This window comes from Kitasatospora sp. NPDC114501 (assembly GCF_055633695.1).
Genome location: NZ_JBVKDS010000005.1, coordinates 250,491 through 265,264, shown reverse-complemented (window position 1 = coordinate 265,264; position 14,774 = coordinate 250,491). Strand labels below are relative to the sequence as shown.

The window sequence follows — 14,774 nt, the reverse complement described above, 5'->3', positions numbered from 1 at the left end:
GATGACCACGCCGCCGGAGCCGGACCGTCAGTCCGAGCTGCTGGAGCTGTACAAGCTCGCCGTGGAGATGGCCGACCGGGTCTCGGCCCGCCGGGGCAGCGCCAACACCTTCTTCCTGTCCGTGCAGACCGCGCTGGTCACCCTGATCGGCTTCGGGATACCCAAGCTGTCGGAGTCCCCGTGGTGGGTGGCGACGGCCGTCGCCCTGGCCGGCATCACCCTCTCCGGCGCCTGGTGGATGCAGCTGCGCAGCTACCGGGACCTCAACGGCGCCAAGTTCCAGGTCATCAACAGCCTGGAGCACAAGCTGTCCGCGCGGATCTACACCGACGAGTGGGACGTCCTGCGCAACGCCGGGGCGTCCGGCCGGCGGCACCGGCCCTACACCGAACTCGGCACCACCGAACGGATCGTGCCGATGATATTCGCGGTGGCCCACCTGATCCTGCTCACCGGCACGCTCGTCACCGGCACACTGGCCGTATGAGCCACCTCGATCCCATCGCCGAACTGATCCGCTCCTGCCTGCCGACGGAGGCCACGCCTCCCGCCGGCTCCGACGACCTCTTCCGCATCTACGCCGTGCTGCTCCAGGCCAAGGGCGAGCAGGTCACCGACGAGGACGTCCACAACGCCTGGACGGCCTGGACCCAGAGCACCGACGACAGCCACCAGGCCCTGGTGGCCTTCCGCGACCTCGACGCCCGCACCCGCGCCCTCGACGCCCCGTACACCCTCGCCATCCGCACCGCCGCCCGCCGGCTCCACGACCCCGCCGACCGTTAGCAGTCCGAAGGTCCCGCCGTGTCCGGGAGGTGCGGCGGGTGCCCGGCGCGGGGACCGGGCTCCGGGTCGTACTGGGCGAGGCCGTGGCCGAGCGACCAGTCGACCGACGCGTTCTCGGTGAGGACGACGAACACGTTGCGGGGCTCGGTGCCCGCGTACGCGTGGGCGAGTTCGGCGATCCGGCGGTACAGGGCCCGCTTGCGCCCGGCCGGGCGCCCGGCGCGCAGGGTCACGGACACGTACACGATGCCCTCGTCCCGGTCCACGCCCAGGTAACCGCCGTAGCGCAGGGTGCCGGTGACGCCGTCGTGGCCGGTCAGCACCTGGAAGTGGTCGTCGGCCGGGATGCCGATCGTCTCCTGCAGGGCCTGGTGCACGGCGCGCCCGAGGGCGTCCAGCCGCTCGGGGCCGGCCCCCAGCGCGTCGATGCGGACGAAAGGCACGGCACGGCTCCCTCCCCGAGGTTCCTGAAGGCCTTGAGACTACCCCCGTACATACCAGTAGGTACAGGAGGGGTGGTCCGGCGGCGGCCCGGGCGGGACCGCCGCCGGTTCGGGTGCCGGCTCAGGCGCCGGGCGCGGCGGCGGCCAGCTCGTCGACGGTGCCGGACATGACGGTGCGCAGGTGGCGGGTCAGGTGCTCGAGGGGCCAGTCCCACCAGGCGAGGTCCAGCAGGCGGGCGATGTCGGCCTCGTCGTGGCGCAGCCGGATCACCCTGGCGGGGTTGCCGCCGGCGACGGCGTAGTCGGGGACGTCGGAGGTGACGACGGACCCGGCGGCGACGATCGCGCCGTGGCCGACGCGCACCCCGGGCATGACGGTGGTGCCGTGGCCGAGCCACACGTCGTGGCCGATCACGGTGTCGCCGCGCCCGGGCAGGCCGGTGATCAGGTCGAAGTGCTCGGCCCAGGCGCCGCCCATAACGGGGAAGGGGAAGGTGGAGGGCCCGTCCATCCGGTGGTTGGCGCCGTTCATCAGGAACCGCACCCCCGTGGCGAAGGCGCAGAACCGCCCGATGACGAGCTTCTCCGGCCCGTAGTGGTACAGCACGTTGCGGGTCTCGAACGCCGTCGGGTCGTCCGGGTCGTCGTAGTACGAGTACTCGCCCACCTCGATCAGCGGCGAGGTGACCAGCGGCTTGAGGAGGACCACCCGGGGCTGCTCGGGGAAGGGGTGCAGCACGGTCGGGTCGGGCACGGCGGGGATCACGAGGGGGCACCGCTTTCGCGTGGACGAGGGGTCTCGGGGCGCCGGAGCGCGCCCTTCCATGATCCACCGGGCGGGGCCGGGGTCCAGCGGGTTTCCCGGCCCCGCCCGGACGCCCGCCCGGGATTCACGAAACCTCCACACGCGGTCACCGCATCGATCGGCCGGGGCGGGGTAGTCGGGGCGTTCGACCGTGCCGACTCGAGGAAGGACTCCGATGGTCACGACCACTGGTGAACTGACCGCCTCCGCCGCTTCGCCGACGAAGGACACCTCCCGCACGGCCGCCTCCGCCACGGCGGGGCTGCGCGACCTGCTGCCACCGGAACTCGCCGCGGCCGACGACCTGCGGGAGGTCCCGCCCGCCGACGCCCGCGAACTCACCCGGGTGCTGCTGCGCCGGCTCGCCGCCCTGGAGGAGGGCACCCGGGAGTACTCGTACGTGCGGGCCACCCTGGTGGAGATGAACCTGTCCCTGGTCAGGTTCGCGATCCGCCGCTTCAACGCGCACCGCGAGCCGCAGGAGGACCTGCTCCAGGTCGGGGCGGTCGGCCTGATCAAGGCCATCGACCGGTTCGACCCCGAGCTGGGCGTCGAGTTCACCACCTTCGCCCTGCCCACGGTGCTCGGCGAGATCCGCCGGCACTTCCGCGACACCACCTGGGCCGTCCACGTGCCCCGCCGCCTCCAGGAGCTGCGGATCGTCCTGGCCAGGGCCCAGGAGCGCCTGGCGCAGGACCTGGACCGGGCCCCCACGGTGGCCGAGCTGGCCGACCACCTGGAGATCTCCCAGGAGGAGGTGGTCGAGGGCCTGACCGCCGCGAACGGGCACACCGCGGGCTCCCTGGACACCAGCGCCGAGGACGACGACCGTCCCGGCTGCCTGGGCGAGCGCCTCGGCGAGGAGGACCGGGACCTCTGCCGGGTGGAGGACCTGGTCGCGCTCAAGCCGCTGGTCGGCGCCCTGCCGGAGCGCGAGCGGCTGATCCTGTCGATGCGCTTCTGCGAGGACCTGACGCAGTCGCAGATCGGCGCGCGCCTGGGGCTGTCCCAGATGCACGTCTCCCGGCTGCTCTCGCGTACCCTGCGGCGCCTGCGCGAGGGGCTGGAGGAGGACTGAGGCGGGGGCCCGGCCCCCGACCCCCCCGCTTGGCCGCGGGACGCCGCCTACGTAAGGTCGGAGGGCACGGACACGAGGGGACGACGATGACGCCATCCGACGACGACCAGCGGGCCCCCGGGCCGGCGGCCTCCCCGTACCGTGCGGAGCTGGCGGTGCGCACCCGCCCCGCGGCGGCCGGTGCGGTGGTCTGCGCCCTGGCGGGCGACCTCGACATCGAGACGCTCGCCCCCGCGGCCGACACCCTCACCGCCCTGGTCGCGCAGCGGCCCGGCGCGGTGGTGATCGACCTCGCCGGGGTCGGCTTCTGCGACTCCTCCGGCTTGAACCTCCTGCTCAAGACCCGCCTGGCGGCGGGGGAGGAGGGCGTGGAGCTGCACCTGGCCGCGGTGCCGCCCACCGTGATGCGGGTCCTCGAACTGACCGGCACCCAGGCGGTGTTCTCCATCCACGAGTCGGCCGAGCAGGCTCTGGAGACCTGAGCGCTCCCCGGCGCGCCGCGCGGCGCGCCGGGGACGTCTGCCGTAAGGGACGCGCACCGGGGGCCGGGGCAGGCATAATCCCGGGAGCGCCGGGAAACCGACCATGCGAACCGCCGTCGATCCGAAGGGTGCCCTCACATGACGATGAGCCGGGGAACCCTGGACGGTGAAGCGCACCGGGCCGGGCCGGTGCTGCCGCCCGGCGGCCAGCGCAGACGGCTGCCCCTGGCCGGGCTCCCCAAACCGGTCGCCCGGGCCCGGGCCTTCACCACCGAGGCCGTCGGCGACTGGTACCCGCCCGCCGGGGCGCCCGGCGCCCACGAGGGCGTCGGCGCGGACGTCGTGCTGCTGGTGGCGGAGCTGGTGGCCAACGCCATGCTGCACGGTGACGGCCCCCTGGAGCTGGTCCTGCACGCCACCGGGCAGCGCCTGCGGGTGGAGGTCAGCGACCGCAGCCCGGCCATGCCCGCCCTGCGCCTGCCGCACGAGCCGGCCCTGCCCGGCGGCCACGGCCTGTTCATCGTGCAGCGCACCGCCGACCGCTGGGGCGCCGAGCCGAACGGTCAGGGCAAGGCCATCTGGGCCGAGTTCGACGCCCACCGGCTGACCCGGGGCTGACGCGCGGCTGACCGGTGGCCGGGCGCGGCCGGGCGCGGAAGACGCCGGACGGCGGCCGGCCGCCGCCCCGGGCGGGGGCGACGGCCGACGGCCCCGTCCGGCCGCGGGTCAGATGGCGCGGTTGCTGTAGAACGGGCCGTAGTAGAGCGCGTACTGGTCCCGGAACACGGAATCCGGCTCCTCCGGCGCCCCGCTGTCGAGGTCGGGGCTGTGCTTGATCTCCTCCTTGGTCCGGTCCACGTACACCTTCTGCTCCGCGATCTCGATGCGGATGACGGTGCCGGCCGGCAGCAGCACCCGCTTGCCGAAGATCCACGGGCCGGTGTCCACGACCAGGTACTGCGCCCCCACCTCCTCGGACAGCTTGTCCACCTTGCCGACGGGGCCGTCCACAGCCTCCACGTGGAACCCGATGAGGTCGGTACCGGCGCTGTGGCCGCTGGTGCTGCGGAACTCCCAGATGTCGACGTTCCCGCTCATGCGTTTCTCCTTCCGTGGCCCGGGCCGGCGGGGTGCCGGGCCCGGCGCGGACGCGCGATGACCGGTTGCCCCGGACCGCCGCATCCATGCCGCCCCGTCGGACGGCGCCGGCGGCCGCTGCCCGCCTGTGCGGTCCGTCACCGGCAGGAATGGCCGCGCCCCGCCGGGAAAGGCGAGCAGGCGACCGGCGGCGCCCATCCGGGCGCCCGCCGGCGACACCCGGCGGAAGGGAAGAACGGCAGATGTGGTGGAGCCTGCTACGCCTGGCCCTGGCGAGCGCCGCGGCGGTGCTCTTCGCCTACGGCCTGGACCGGATCACGCAGTTCGCGGTACGGCGCCTGGCCGCCCGCGCGGGCGCCGCCGGCATACCCCTGGTGGTACGCCGCTGCCGGCTGCCGCTGCTGGTGCTGACGGCCTGCCTGCTCCTGCTCGGCGCCCTGCCCTGGATCGCCGCGCCGCCCGCCGCGAGCGAGGGGCTGCGCCACCTGGCGGTGATCCTCGCCATCGCCTCCGGCGGCTGGCTGTGCGCCCGGGTGGTGGCGCTGGTCGTGGACAGCACCCTGCGCCTGGCCGTGCACCGCCGCGACCCGGCCTGGGCCGGGCGCGCCCGCACCCAGGCCGACCTGCTCGGCCGGATCGGCCAGGCGATCGTCGCCGTGGTGACACTGGGCGCGGTCCTGATGACCTTCCCGGCGGTGCGCGGCATCGGCACGAGCCTGCTCGCCTCCGCCGGACTGGTCGGCGTGGTGGCGGGCGTGGCGGCCCAGAGCACCCTGGCCAACGTCTTCGCCGGCGTCCAGATGGCCTTCGGCGACCTCGCCCGGATCGGCGACGTGGTCGTGGTCGGCGGCGAGTGGGGCGAGGTGGAGGAGATCACCCTGACCGCTGTCGTGATAGCGACCTGGGACCAGCGGCGCCTGGTGATGCCCATGTCGTACTTCGTCGGCCGCCCGTTCGAGAACTGGTCCCGCCGCACCAGCCGGATCACCGGCACCGCGCTGCTCCACCTCGACCACCACGCCCCGATCCCCCTGCTGCGCAAGGAGTTCGACGCCTTCCTGGCCGGCAACGGGCTGTGGGACGGCGAGGGCAGCGCCCTCCAGGTGGTCGACACCACCCCCACCACCGTCGTCGTGCGGGTGCTGGCCACGGCGGCGGACGGCGCCGACGCGTTCGAGCTGCGCTGCCAGCTGCGCGAGCACCTCATCGGCTACCTGCGCGACCACCACCCGTACGCCCTGCCCCGGCTGCCCGTGGCACCGGCACCCGGATCCTCCCCGGACGCCGGGGCCGTCGCCGACGCGCCGCCCCCGGTGCCGCAACCGCGGGCCCGGCCCGGCGCGGACGGCGGGTGACCGGAGCCGTTCCGGGCCTCCCCGCCGTCCTCACCGGCCGTCCGTCCTCACCGGCCCTCGACCGCGCGGGCGTCGCCGGTCAGGGCGTAGCGGCGGCAGGCCAGCAGCTCCTCGCAGGTGCTGCCGAGCTCCTTGCCGAGCAGGTGCAGGACCGCTTCGGCGTCGCGGCCGCGACGTAGCCCGGCGCGACCCGCAGGGCCAGCAGGCCCAGCTCCCGGAAGCCGCCGAGCACCTGCTGCTGCGCGTCCAGACCCCGCGCGACGACGTGGCGCCAGGCCTCGACGTCGTGGCCGTCGGGGCCCCGGACGCCCTGGAGGTCGACCGGCGGCACGTCCGGGCGCTCCCGCAGCTCGGCGACGGCGTCGGCGACGGCGGCGCCGACCAGGGCGGGCTGCGGCGCCGCGCCGCCGGCTTCGGAGCGCACCCGGGCCAGCCGCTCGGTGATCAGGTCGGTGAGTTCGGCCAGCCGGCCGCGCAGGTCGACGACCGCCTGGACGGACAGCACCGGCCAGGCGTCCCAGCCGTGCGCGAGCTCCGGCCCGGCCGCGCGGCCGACGGTCTCCTCGATCGCCCCGGCCACCGCCGCGAGGTCCAGCAGCCGGTAGGCGGTGGGCCGGGAGAGGCCGAGCTCGGCCAGGGCGTAGGCGTCCCAGGAGGGGAAGCCGAGTGCCGTCCAGACCCGGGCGCGCCGTGCGGCGCGCACCCGCCGGGTCAGGACCAGGGCGGCGGTGCGCGGCTCCGCCACCGCCGCCCGCAGCTCGTCGGTCAGCCGCCGGGCCTCCGCCGTCTCCGGCGTGCCGGCCGTCGCCGCTGTCTCCGCCGGTTCCGCCGCGTCGGTCGTGGGGTCGGGTTCGGGGGGAAGTCGTCCGCTCATGTGTGTGCTCTGCCCGCTGCCGAAGGTGCGAATCAGGACGAATCGGGGCGATTCCTGTCGTCGGGGGCGGCGTCCGCGCCGCCTCCGCCCGCCGCGCCGCCCTCCGTGCCGCCCGGGGCGGCATCCCGGTCGGCGGCATCCGGGGCGGGCTCGTCGGGGAAGGAGACGTCGACCCGCTGCTCGGGACGGCGCTCCTCCTGCCGGGCGACCGAGGACAGCACCGCCTGGTCGGCCTCCGTCAGCGGCGGCTGCAACAGGCTGCGCGGCCACAGCCGCCGGGCGAGCACCACGTTCACCTCGGCCGCGTACACGGTGACCTGCGCCGCCAGGTAGAGCCAGGACAGCAGCCCGATCACCGTCGCGAAGAACCCGTAGACCTGGCTCGCGTGCCGCAGCGCGTGGGTGACCAGCAGCGCGCCGCCCGCCTGCAGGGCGGTGAACAGCGGCCCGGCGAGCGCGCAGCCCGGCCACAGCGCCCGCAGCGGGACCTCGCGCGGGGTGAGCACCCGGAAGCAGGCCAGGCACAGCGCGGCGTTCACCAGCGCCGAGACCACCAGCCCCCCGATCCGGGCGGCCGTCCCGGCCAGCGTGCCGCCGACCAGCGACGCCGCGGCGGTGCCCAGCACCAGCCCGCTGCCCAGCACCGCGAACAGCAGCAGGCTGCGCGCCAGCCGCGGCCAGTAGCCGGGCCGCTGCACCCCGGGCACGTTCCACACCTCGGCCATGGCGTGCTGGAGGACCTGCGCGATGCCCAGGGCTCCGTACAGCAGCCCGAGCGCGCCGATCACCAGCGCCAGGCCGTTGCCCTGGAGGGAGTGGACGTTCTGGCGCAGCTGGTCGCCGATGATCGGGAAGTCGGCGAGCGCGGAGTCCACGACCGCGTGCTGCGCGTCGGGGTGGCCGTGCAGGACGAAGCCGAGGACGGTGCTGAGCAGGAGCAGCAGCGGGATCAGGGCGACGAAGCCGTAGTAGGTGATCAGGGCGGACAGCAGCCCGCCCCGGTCGTCCCCGTACTTGCGCACGACGCCGATCACCAGGCCGGTGGCCCGGTGGCGCTGCTGGAAGCCGTCCACGGCCCGTAGGCCCCGCTCGATGGGATTCACACCGCGCGTCTGCCCGCGGCGCGCGGCCCGACACCCCCCGGGATTGGTCCGCCGCCTCGCGGGCACCCGCGAGGCGGACCCGCGAGGCGAGCGGGCGACGGACCACGAGGTGAGGAGCCGACGGTGAACGAGATCCCCCAGGGCGGCGCGGGCGGCGTGCCGCTGCACCACGACGGAGACGACGCCTCCCGTGACCCCCGGGCCCCGGGAGCCGGACCGGGCGCCGAGGAGCGGAGCACCGAGGAGCAGGGCGAGGCGACCACCGCCGAACCCGGCCGGGCCCGCCGGCTCGACCCCGACGAGACCACCGGGGACGGCGGCGACGGCGGGGCGGACGACGGGGACGGGGACGGGGACGGGGACGGCGCCTGACCCGTAGGGCCGCGGGCTCGAGCCGCGGGCCGGGCGCCGCCGCCCGCGGTCACGGCGTGCGGGTGACGGTGGAGGCGACCAGGTGCTCGGCCAGGCCCTCGCGGCCGAGCTCGCGGTACCAGCGGCGCTGGCGGTCGGCGCCGCTGCCCCGGTGCTCGAAGCCCCGCCACAGCGCGTCGACCCGCCCGGTGTCGCCGGTGGCCTCCAGACCGGGGGCGGCGTAGGCGCGCAGCTGCCCGACCACGGCCGCGGCCGGGCGGGCGAGGCCGTCGGCGGGGGAGACCAGATCGCCGTGCGTCCCGGTGCGGGCGGCGTGCCAGGTGGCGGCGCGCAGCAGTTCCTCGGGGGTGTCCGGGCGCGGGCGCCCGGCCCGTTCCTCCAGGACGGCCGCGGCGACCAGGCCCCGGATCAGGCCGGCGAACAGTTCGGCGTCGGCGACCGTCAGCTGCACGTCCGTCGCCCGCACCTCCACCGTCGGGTAGCGCGCGGACAGCCGGGCGTGCCAGTAGAGCTGGCCCTCGTCGGCGACGACCCCGGCCGCGCGCAGCGCCGCCACCCGCCGCCGGTGGTCGGCGGCGTCGCGGAAGGCGGGCGGCGGGCCGCTGACGGCCCACTGGTCGAAGTGGACGGTCCGCCAGCTGGCGAAGCGGGTGTCACGGCCGCGCCAGTAGGGCGAGTTGGCGCTGAGCGCGATCAGCACGGGCAGCCAGGGCCGCAGCCGTACCAGGGCGCCCACGCGCTCCTCCTCGTCGGCCACGCCGACGTGGACGTGCATGCCGTTCAGCATCAGGTCGTCGACCAGGGCGGGCGCCTGGCGCCGGGCCCGCCGGTAGCGGGTGTCGTCGGTGACCGGCACCCCGCCGGCGGGCGCGAACGGGGCCGAGCCGACCGGAACGACCCGGCAGCCGTGCTGGGCGGCGGCCGCGTTCAGCGCGGCCCGCACCCGCGCGAGGTGGCGGCCCACGGCGGCGAGGTCCTCGCAGACCGGGGTGGCGCTCTCCACCTGGACCTGGAGCAGCTCGTGCTGCGCCTCCGGCGGGCGCAGCGCGGGCGCCAGCGAGGCGGTGGCCAGGACCTCGGCGGCGCGGGGGAGCGGCGCGCCGTCGCGGGGGTCGACCAGCAGGTACTCTTCCTCGACTCCGAGTGTCAGCATGCCCGTCCGGCTACCCCGCGGGGCCGTTCGCACGCGGCCGGCGGGCGCCCGCCGTCGCCGTCCCGGCCGGCACCGACACCCTCCACCTCGCCTACGGCCCCGACACCACCGGCACCGACTGACCGACCCGGCCTCCTCCCGGGGCCCGAGCCACCGCACCCGGGCGGGCCCCGCCCGTACCGGCGACCCCCGCGGCAGGTACAACTACTGCCACCACCCAGGGGAGGAACCGAAGGTGACCGACACGACGACCCCCGCGGCCGACGCCGCCCCCCACCACGACCACTACCCCACCCTGACCGAACTCGACGACACCGCACGCCGCCTGGCCCACCAGCGGCCCGACCGGTGCCGGGTGCGCACCGTCGGCACCTCCCGCGCCGGCCGCCCCCTGACCCTGCTCACCGTCGGCCACGGCCCCCACGACATCCTGGTCGTCGCCGGCGCCCACGCCGACGAGTTCGCCGCCCGCGCCGCCGTCACCGACCTCGCCCACCACGCCCTCACCCACCCGCACCCCGACCTCGCCTGGCACTTCCTGCTCTGCCTCGACCCCGACGGTGCCCACCTCGCCGACGGCAGCCGCACCGCCCGCACCCTGCCCGACTACTTCGCCCACTACTACCGCCCCGCCGCCGAGGACCAGCCCGAATGGGCCCCCGCCATCGGCGCCGACCTCCCCGAGAGCCGCACCCTCCTCGACCTCATCGACGAACTGCGCCCCACCCTCCAGTTCTCCCTGCACAGCACCGACGTCGGCGGCACCTTCGTCCAGGCCACCAGCGACCCCGCCGCCCTCGCCCACCCCTTCGCCCGCTCCGCCGCCCACCGCGGCATCCCCGTCGAGACCGGCGCCTTCGACACCTTCCACCTCCACGAATCCGGCCCCGGCGTCTACCTGATGACCCCCCACCACATCGACCACCAGGAACGCACCACCGGCATGCTCACCCCCCACCAGGACGGCGGCGGCCGGACCGGCACCTGGTTCGCCCCCCAGCGCCACGGCGGCCAGACCGTCCTCGTCGAAGTCCCCGCCTTCACCAGCGCCCACCTCGGCGACCACCGCCCCGCCGACGCCGCCCACCGCCACCTGCGCATCACCGCCGACCGCCTGCGCCACCGCGGCACCCTCCTCACCGCACTCCTCGACGCCGCCCTGCCCCACCTGCGCAACCCCGACACCCCGCTGCTGCGCGCCGCCCGCACCCCGCTGACCGCCCTGCACCGACTCGCCGACGCCTGGGACCCCGAGGTCCACGGACACGACCTCCTGCACACCCCGATGACCCGCGCCCGCCTCACCGGCATCGACCTGTGGGCCCACCGGGTCCCGGTCCGCGCCGCCGCCCTGCTGCGCCGCGCCGTCCGGGTGGCGGGCGCCCCCGCCGCCCGCGAGGCCGCCCGCCTCGACCACCTCCTGCGGGACTGGTGCGCCCAGTACCAGCGGCGCTTCGACCCCGTCTGGCTGCCCGTCGCCCACCAGGCCGCCCACCAGGCCGACACCGTGCGCGCGGCCGTCGCCCTGCGCCACGGCGCCGGGGGGTCATGACGGCGGTGCCCCGGCGGGCGGCGGGTGGACTCGATCAGCCGGCCGTGCGCACGGCCCGGTCCCAGAGGTCCGGCCCCGCACGCAGGAGTTCGCGCACGGCCGTGGTCTCCTCGCCGGTCGCAGTGCTCCCGCAGCGGCGCGAGCGCGTGGAACGCGAGGAGGTCTCCGCGTTCGTCGACGACGAGCCCATCGGGAGCGTCGCCCTCGCCCGGCCGCCAGATCAGCGTCACGTCCCCGCTCCTGGTCGCGATGCGGTACGGGTAGTGGTCAGCCACGCGGGTCTCGCTGACGCCGTGGCGGCACCTGCCGCGGTGGCCATCCTGCCCGCGGCGCACCGCCCGTCCGGGCCGGCGGGGTGTCAGCCGAGCTGCCGCAGGGCGGCGGCGGCGAAGGCGTGGTCCTGCTCGGGGGCGGCGCCGCCGACGCCGACGGCGCCGATCAGCCGGCCGTCGCGGTGGACCGGCAGGCCGCCGGCGAGGAACAGCAGCGGGCGGTCCAGCGCGGTGGGCAGGGAGTGGAACGGGCCGTCGGGCTTGACCAGGTCGACCAGGTCGGCGGTCGGGGCGTCCAGCTGGAGGGCGGTGTAGGCCTTGCGGGTGCTGGTCTCGCCGGAGATCAGCACGGCGCGGTCGTCGCGGCGGAAGGCGAGCAGGTGGCCGCCCGCGTCCAGGACGCTGACGCTGACCGTCGCGCCGGCGGCCTCGGCGGCGCTGCGGGCGGCGCGGACGAGGGTCTCGGCGTCGGCGGTGGTGAGCGGGGCGACGGCAGTGGTGGTGCTCATGGCGGGTTCTCCGGGGTGGGGGATCAGTGGTGTACGGGGACGGGCACGGCGGCCGGGGCCGCCGGGCGGGAGCCGCGGCGCTCCAGGGCGGCGGACCACAGGGCCAGCAGCAGGGCGGCCGCGGCGAGGGCGGCGCCGACCCAGTTCGGGGCGGTGTAGCCGAGTCCGGCGGCGATGACGGCCCCGCCGAGCCAGGCGGCCAGCGCGTTGCCGAGGTTGAAGGCGCCGATGTTGACGGCGGAGGCCAGGGTGGGGGCGCCGTGGGCCTGGTCCAGGACCCGCTTCTGCAGCGGGGGGACGGTGGCGAAGCCGAGGGCTCCCACCAGCAGGACGGTGACGGCGGCCAGGACCTTGTCGTGCGCGGTGAGGGTGAACAGCGCCAGCACCACGGCGAGTCCGCCGAGGCTGGTGTAGAGCATCGGCATCAGCCTGCGGTCGGCGTAGCGCCCGCCCAGCAGGTTGCCGAGGAACATGCCGACGCCGAACAGCACCAGCAGCCAGGTGACGGAGCCGTCGGCGTAGCCGGCGACGTCGGTCATCATCGGGGCGATGTAGGTGATCGCGGCGAAGACCCCGCCGAAGCCGAGCACGGTCATCGCCATCGCCAGCAGCACCTGCGGGTTGCGGAAGGCGGCCAGCTCGCGGCGCAGGTGGGCGCCCTCGGGACGGGGCAGAGCGGGCACCAGGCGGGCGATGCCGAGCAGGCCGATCACGCCGAGCGCGGCGACACCGGCGAAGGTGGCGCGCCAGCCGACGGCCTGGCCGACGAAGGTGCCCAGCGGCACGCCGACGATGTTGGCGACGGTCAGCCCGGTGAACATGGTGGCGATGGCGCCGGCCTTGCGCTCCGGGGCGACCAGGTCGGCGGCGACGACGGAGCCGATGCCGAAGAAGGCGCCGTGGGCGAGCGAGGCCACGATGCGCCCGGCCAGCATCACCGGGAAGGACGGGGCGAACGCGGAGAGCAGGTTCCCGGCGGTGAACAGGCCCATCAGCAGCATGAGCATGGTCTTGCGGCCGATCCGGGTGCCGAGGGCGGTCATCAGCGGTGCGCCGAGGACCACGCCGAGGGCGTAGCCGGTGACCAGCAGGCCCGCGTCGGGGATGGAGACGCCGTAGTCGCCGGCGATCTCGGGCAGGAGACCCATGATCACGAACTCGGTGGTCCCGATCCCGAATGCGCCGATGGCCAGGGCGAGCAGAGCGAGCGGCATGGGCCCAACCCTTCTGTGATTGCTTGAGTGAGCTCCTTGCATGCCTCGACAATAGTTGCAGACGCGCGTTAAGTGCAAACGCGGACAGGGGGCGTGTGCGAGGGTGGCGCCGGGCGGGGCGGAAACGCGGCCGGGCCCGGCCCGTCCCGGAGCCGCGCGTGCGGTTCAGGACGGGCCGGGCCCGGGGGAGTGGAGTCGTGGGAGCTGTGGGGCCGGCCGGGGTCAGCGGGCGGGTGAGGCGGCGTCCACGGCCTCGACCGCCTTGACCAGCGAGGCCAGCTCCGGATGGCGGGCGGCCTCGTCGAGCGCCTCGCGCAGGGCGGCGTCGTTGGTCGGCCGGGCCTGCTCCAGGAGCCTCAGGCCGTCCTCGCTCACGTTGGTGTAGATGCCGCGGCGGTCGGTCGGGCACAGGTAGCGCGCCAGCAGGCCGCGGTCCTCCAGTCGGGTGACCAGGCGGGTGGTGGCGCTCTGGCTGAGCACGACCGCGTCGGCGACCTGCTTCATCTGCAGGTGCCCGCCCTCGCCGTCGTGCTGGCGGCTGAGCACGTCGAGCAGCGAGTACTCGCGCACGCTCAGGTCGTGCCGGGCCTGCAGGGCGCGTTCGATGTGGGACTCGATCCGGCTGTGCAGGAGGGACAGGGCGTTCCAACCGCTGGCGAGGGCGGTGAGTGCGGGATCCGTGGCGGTCATCGGGCCCGGCCTCCTTCCACGTGGGGCTGGGTCCAGGATAAGCCATGGATCAAAATATCGGCCAGAGCTCATATTGCGCTCATGCAAGTAATTTCCCGTGCGGCCGGTACGGGCGGGCGTGGTCGGGGGCGAGGTGCGAAGTGTCGGGCGGCGCCCCGTCGTTGAGGGGCGATGGCGCAAATGGTTCAGACCATTGACGCGAGGGGAGACCAGATCCTACGGTGTCGGGCAACCGGTCTGGCGCGGGCATGCCATATCTCGGGCAGGCCGCCGTGCGCACCCCCACGCGCACGCGCACGCCCCGCGCCGGGCGCACACTCCATCCACCCCCACGGAGGAGCACCATGCGCAAGCGCCACCTGATCGCCGCCGCCGCGGCCGCGATCGTCCTGCCGATCGCGGCCGCCCTGCCGGCCGAGTCGCACGGCTTCATCAACCTGCCGCCGAGCCGTTCCGCGCTCTGCGGCGCCAACGCCGTCCCGTGGGACTGCGGCGACATCCAGTGGGAGCCGCAGAGCGTCGAGGGCCCCAAGGGCTTCCCGAGCCGCGGCCCGGCGGACGGCACCATCTGCGCCGGCGGGGACGCCCGCTGGGCCCCGCTGGACAACCCCCGCAACGGCGCCTGGCCGACCACCAGGGTGACGGCGGGCCAGCAGCTCACCTTCACTTGGGAGATCGAGGCCCGGCACTCCACCACGAACTTCAAGTACTACCTGACCAAGCCCGGCTACAGCGCCAGTCAGCCGATCACCCGGGCCGCCCTGGACCTGACCCCCTTCCTGACCGTCCCCTACAACGGCCGCCAGCCCGCCGCCACCACCACCCACACCGCGACCCTGCCCACCGGCCGCACCGGCCACCAGGTGATCGTCGCGGTCTGGGAGATCGCCGACACCGGCAACGCCTTCTACTCCTGCACCGACGTCCAGTTCTGACCGTCCCGCCCCCTCTGTGTCCCGCCGGCGCCGCCCGACCCCGGGCGGCGCCG

At 75.4% G+C, this 14,774-nt stretch carries 19 protein-coding genes; 10 read left to right on the top strand and 9 right to left on the bottom strand.

Going from position 1 to position 14,774, the window contains the following annotated elements; all coding sequences use genetic code 11:
* Position 1 precedes the first annotated feature (1 nt).
* The gene (locus tag ACZ7RU_RS12130) at positions 2-487 is read left to right on the top strand and encodes a RipA family octameric membrane protein (RefSeq protein WP_470340799.1); all 486 of its coding nucleotides are present in this window, start codon (positions 2-4) and stop codon (positions 485-487) included.
* A complete protein-coding gene (locus ACZ7RU_RS12125) occupies positions 484-786 on the top strand; it encodes a DUF7701 domain-containing protein (protein WP_470340798.1) in 303 nt (100 codons plus the stop codon). The genes ACZ7RU_RS12130 and ACZ7RU_RS12125 overlap by 4 nt, the downstream gene beginning before the upstream one ends.
* On the opposite strand, the gene ACZ7RU_RS12120 is transcribed toward ACZ7RU_RS12125, so the two are convergent.
* Both ACZ7RU_RS12120 and ACZ7RU_RS12115 read right to left on the bottom strand, forming a co-directional pair.
* Entirely contained in the window at positions 783-1,229 is a 447-nt protein-coding gene (locus ACZ7RU_RS12120) for a tautomerase family protein (RefSeq protein ID WP_470340797.1), read from the bottom strand. The genes ACZ7RU_RS12125 and ACZ7RU_RS12120 overlap by 4 nt on opposite strands.
* Positions 1,230-1,350: 121 nt before the next feature.
* Positions 1,351-1,992, bottom strand: a complete 642-nt coding sequence (locus tag ACZ7RU_RS12115; protein ID WP_470340953.1) for a CatB-related O-acetyltransferase — start codon at positions 1,990-1,992, stop codon at positions 1,351-1,353.
* 217 nt (positions 1,993-2,209) lie between these two features.
* Here ACZ7RU_RS12115 and ACZ7RU_RS12110 point away from each other — a divergent pair, with 217 nt between their 5' ends.
* The 3 genes from ACZ7RU_RS12110 (at position 2,210) to ACZ7RU_RS12100 (ending at position 4,212) form a co-directional block, all read left to right on the top strand.
* Positions 2,210-3,112: a SigB/SigF/SigG family RNA polymerase sigma factor gene (locus tag ACZ7RU_RS12110; RefSeq protein WP_470340796.1), complete on the top strand. Its 903-nt coding sequence runs from the start codon at positions 2,210-2,212 to the stop codon at positions 3,110-3,112.
* A gap of 86 nt (positions 3,113-3,198) precedes the next feature.
* Entirely contained in the window at positions 3,199-3,594 is a 396-nt protein-coding gene (locus ACZ7RU_RS12105; RefSeq protein ID WP_470340795.1) for an STAS domain-containing protein, read from the top strand.
* Positions 3,595-3,732: 138 nt separating this feature from the next.
* Positions 3,733-4,212 carry an ATP-binding protein gene (locus ACZ7RU_RS12100; protein WP_470340794.1) on the top strand — a complete coding sequence of 160 codons (480 nt, stop codon included), beginning with the start codon at positions 3,733-3,735 and terminating at the stop codon, positions 4,210-4,212.
* A gap of 108 nt (positions 4,213-4,320) precedes the next feature.
* Here ACZ7RU_RS12100 and ACZ7RU_RS12095 read toward each other — a convergent pair whose 3' ends face one another.
* Complete coding sequence (locus ACZ7RU_RS12095) at positions 4,321-4,692, bottom strand: PRC-barrel domain-containing protein (protein WP_470340793.1); 372 nt, start codon at positions 4,690-4,692, stop codon at positions 4,321-4,323.
* A 242-nt stretch (positions 4,693-4,934) separates the two neighbouring features.
* On the opposite strand from ACZ7RU_RS12095, the gene ACZ7RU_RS12090 reads away from it, so the two are divergent.
* Positions 4,935-6,047, top strand: a complete 1,113-nt coding sequence (locus ACZ7RU_RS12090; protein WP_470340792.1) for a mechanosensitive ion channel family protein — start codon at positions 4,935-4,937, stop codon at positions 6,045-6,047.
* Between the two features lie 79 nt (positions 6,048-6,126).
* On the opposite strand, the gene ACZ7RU_RS12085 is transcribed toward ACZ7RU_RS12090, so the two are convergent.
* Positions 6,127-6,921, bottom strand: coding sequence for a hypothetical protein (locus ACZ7RU_RS12085; protein WP_470340791.1), 795 nt, complete (start codon positions 6,919-6,921; stop codon positions 6,127-6,129).
* Between the two features lie 32 nt (positions 6,922-6,953).
* The gene (locus ACZ7RU_RS12080; RefSeq protein ID WP_470340790.1) at positions 6,954-8,024 is read right to left on the bottom strand and encodes a YihY/virulence factor BrkB family protein; all 1,071 of its coding nucleotides are present in this window, start codon (positions 8,022-8,024) and stop codon (positions 6,954-6,956) included.
* Between the two features lie 123 nt (positions 8,025-8,147).
* Between ACZ7RU_RS12080 and ACZ7RU_RS12075 the strand changes: the two genes are divergently transcribed.
* Positions 8,148-8,396: a hypothetical protein gene (locus ACZ7RU_RS12075; RefSeq protein WP_470340789.1), complete on the top strand. Its 249-nt coding sequence runs from the start codon at positions 8,148-8,150 to the stop codon at positions 8,394-8,396.
* Positions 8,397-8,445: 49 nt separating this feature from the next.
* Here ACZ7RU_RS12075 and ACZ7RU_RS12070 read toward each other — a convergent pair whose 3' ends face one another.
* Positions 8,446-9,549, bottom strand: coding sequence for a carboxylate-amine ligase (locus ACZ7RU_RS12070; RefSeq protein ID WP_470340788.1), 1,104 nt, complete (start codon positions 9,547-9,549; stop codon positions 8,446-8,448).
* Here ACZ7RU_RS12070 and ACZ7RU_RS12065 point away from each other — a divergent pair.
* Complete coding sequence (locus ACZ7RU_RS12065) at positions 9,540-9,671, top strand: hypothetical protein (protein WP_470340787.1); 132 nt, start codon at positions 9,540-9,542, stop codon at positions 9,669-9,671. The genes ACZ7RU_RS12070 and ACZ7RU_RS12065 overlap by 10 nt on opposite strands.
* A gap of 113 nt (positions 9,672-9,784) precedes the next feature.
* Positions 9,785-11,101 carry a M14 family zinc carboxypeptidase gene (locus ACZ7RU_RS12060; protein WP_470340786.1) on the top strand — a complete coding sequence of 439 codons (1,317 nt, stop codon included), beginning with the start codon at positions 9,785-9,787 and terminating at the stop codon, positions 11,099-11,101.
* A 358-nt stretch (positions 11,102-11,459) separates the two neighbouring features.
* On the opposite strand, the gene ACZ7RU_RS12055 is transcribed toward ACZ7RU_RS12060, so the two are convergent.
* From ACZ7RU_RS12055 to ACZ7RU_RS12045, 3 genes are all read right to left on the bottom strand, one after another.
* On the bottom strand, positions 11,460-11,882 hold the full coding sequence (locus ACZ7RU_RS12055) for a GlcG/HbpS family heme-binding protein (RefSeq protein ID WP_470340785.1): 423 nt from the start codon (positions 11,880-11,882) through the stop codon (positions 11,460-11,462).
* Between the two features lie 23 nt (positions 11,883-11,905).
* Positions 11,906-13,096 carry an MFS transporter gene (locus ACZ7RU_RS12050; RefSeq protein WP_470340784.1) on the bottom strand — a complete coding sequence of 397 codons (1,191 nt, stop codon included), beginning with the start codon at positions 13,094-13,096 and terminating at the stop codon, positions 11,906-11,908.
* A gap of 222 nt (positions 13,097-13,318) precedes the next feature.
* On the bottom strand, positions 13,319-13,786 hold the full coding sequence (locus tag ACZ7RU_RS12045) for a MarR family winged helix-turn-helix transcriptional regulator (protein WP_470340783.1): 468 nt from the start codon (positions 13,784-13,786) through the stop codon (positions 13,319-13,321).
* A gap of 344 nt (positions 13,787-14,130) precedes the next feature.
* Between ACZ7RU_RS12045 and ACZ7RU_RS12040 the strand changes: the two genes are divergently transcribed.
* The gene (locus tag ACZ7RU_RS12040; RefSeq protein ID WP_470340782.1) at positions 14,131-14,721 is read left to right on the top strand and encodes a lytic polysaccharide monooxygenase; all 591 of its coding nucleotides are present in this window, start codon (positions 14,131-14,133) and stop codon (positions 14,719-14,721) included.
* Positions 14,722-14,774 lie beyond the last annotated feature (53 nt).

Bases quoted from the DNA above. Each gene is read 5' to 3' on its own strand.
- ACZ7RU_RS12130 (WP_470340799.1), top strand. From the start codon at position 2: ATGACCACGCCGCCGGAGCCGGACCGTCAGTCCGAGCTGCTGGAGCTG.
- ACZ7RU_RS12125 (WP_470340798.1), top strand. From the start codon at position 484: ATGAGCCACCTCGATCCCATCGCCGAACTGATCCGCTCCTGCCTGCCG.
- ACZ7RU_RS12110 (WP_470340796.1), top strand. From the start codon at position 2,210: ATGGTCACGACCACTGGTGAACTGACCGCCTCCGCCGCTTCGCCGACG.
- ACZ7RU_RS12105 (WP_470340795.1), top strand. From the start codon at position 3,199: ATGACGCCATCCGACGACGACCAGCGGGCCCCCGGGCCGGCGGCCTCC.
- ACZ7RU_RS12100 (WP_470340794.1), top strand. From the start codon at position 3,733: ATGACGATGAGCCGGGGAACCCTGGACGGTGAAGCGCACCGGGCCGGG.
- ACZ7RU_RS12095 (WP_470340793.1), bottom strand. From the start codon at position 4,692: ATGAGCGGGAACGTCGACATCTGGGAGTTCCGCAGCACCAGCGGCCAC.
- ACZ7RU_RS12090 (WP_470340792.1), top strand. From the start codon at position 4,935: ATGTGGTGGAGCCTGCTACGCCTGGCCCTGGCGAGCGCCGCGGCGGTG.
- ACZ7RU_RS12085 (WP_470340791.1), bottom strand. From the start codon at position 6,921: ATGAGCGGACGACTTCCCCCCGAACCCGACCCCACGACCGACGCGGCG.
- ACZ7RU_RS12070 (WP_470340788.1), bottom strand. From the start codon at position 9,549: ATGCTGACACTCGGAGTCGAGGAAGAGTACCTGCTGGTCGACCCCCGC.
- ACZ7RU_RS12055 (WP_470340785.1), bottom strand. From the start codon at position 11,882: ATGAGCACCACCACTGCCGTCGCCCCGCTCACCACCGCCGACGCCGAG.
- ACZ7RU_RS12050 (WP_470340784.1), bottom strand. From the start codon at position 13,096: ATGCCGCTCGCTCTGCTCGCCCTGGCCATCGGCGCATTCGGGATCGGG.
- ACZ7RU_RS12045 (WP_470340783.1), bottom strand. From the start codon at position 13,786: ATGACCGCCACGGATCCCGCACTCACCGCCCTCGCCAGCGGTTGGAAC.
- ACZ7RU_RS12040 (WP_470340782.1), top strand. From the start codon at position 14,131: ATGCGCAAGCGCCACCTGATCGCCGCCGCCGCGGCCGCGATCGTCCTG.